Raw genomic sequence first — 383 nt, 5'->3', positions numbered from 1 at the left:
CGGCACAGCCATGTAGAACGTCNNNNTTTTCTACAATTTCCATGTGTCCCATTACACATGCATTGAAAAACGCCGTGCGTCTATTGACATCTATTGCCGCAGCTTCAGCTCCCGTCTTTAGAAGTAGCCTAACCAGCTCGAAACATCCGGTCGCACAAGTTACACGCAGCAGCGTCCACCCGTCGTCCGACGCAGCCTGAATGTCGCACCCCTCGCTAGAAGTAACCTGGCTACCTTAATATGTCCTCTTAGAGAGGCTAAGAGTAGCGGTGTTTCCATCCTTCGTTACCTGCAAGTTTTCGCTTGCCCGCGCTTCTAGTAACATCGCAGCTATTTGCGCGTGCCCCTCGCTGCAGCTCGCTGTAAGTGTAGTTGCTCTAGAC

2 protein-coding genes are annotated in these 383 nt (G+C 52.0%); both read right to left on the bottom strand.

Going from position 1 to position 383, the window contains the following annotated elements; all coding sequences use genetic code 11:
* On the bottom strand, window positions 1–202 hold a 202-nt coding region (locus tag SANK73390_RS09365), incomplete at its 3' end, for an ankyrin repeat domain-containing protein (protein ID WP_462765694.1).
* Entirely contained in the window at window positions 160–279 is a 120-nt protein-coding gene (locus SANK73390_RS09360; RefSeq protein ID WP_462765692.1) for a hypothetical protein, read from the bottom strand. The genes SANK73390_RS09360 and SANK73390_RS09365, both read right to left, overlap by 43 nt.
* Between the last annotated feature and the right edge of the window lie 104 nt (window positions 280–383).

The sequence above is a fragment of the Pseudoalteromonas sp. SANK 73390 genome, from assembly GCF_054966645.1.
Note: the sequence above shows the minus strand (reverse complement) of the source record. Positions and strands in the feature narration are given on the sequence as shown.

Excerpts from the sequence above, each read along its gene's own strand:
- SANK73390_RS09360 (WP_462765692.1), bottom strand. The coding sequence starts at position 279 with ATGGAAACACCGCTACTCTTAGCCTCTCTAAGAGGACATATTAAGGTA.